Source organism: Erwinia sp. PME.40.26/001 (genome assembly GCF_055556675.1).
In genome coordinates, this window is the sequence record NZ_JBVHNP010000029.1 from 1 (window position 1) to 545 (window position 545).

Consider the following 545-nt stretch of genomic DNA (forward strand, 5'->3'; position numbering starts at 1 on the left):
CTGCTGATGCGCATTTATCAGGGCGCATCACTGAGCTGGCACTGGAGCGCAGGCGTTTTGGCTACCGTCGTATTTGGCAGTTGCTGCGCCGTGAAGGGCTTCATGTTAATCATAAGCGCGTGTACCGGCTTTATCACCTCAGTGGCCTGGGCGTAAAACGCAGAAGACGTCGTAAAGGGCTGGCAACAGAACGTCTGCCGCTGCTCCGTCCGGCGGCGCCCAATCTGACCTGGTCGATGGATTTCGTCATGGACGCACTGGCCACCGGTCGCAGGATCAAGTGCCTTACCTGCGTCGATGATTTCACAAAGGAATGCCTGACGGTCACTGTTGCCTTTGGGATTTCAGGTGTTCAGGTCACGCGTATTCTGGACAGCATTGCACTGTTTCGAGGCTATCCTGCGACGATAAGAACTGACCAGGGGCCGGAGTTCACTTGCCGTGCACTGGATCAATGGGCCTTTGAGCATGGTGTTGAGTTGTGCTTAATCCAGCCGGGCAAGCCAACGCAGAACGGATTTATTGAGAGCTTTAACGGACGATTT

General features: G+C 54.9%; 1 pseudogene. It reads left to right on the forward strand.

What is annotated here, in order from left to right:
- Positions 1-545: pseudogene (locus tag ACZ3HG_RS23055) on the forward strand (IS3-like element ISSen4 family transposase); the annotation flags it as partial.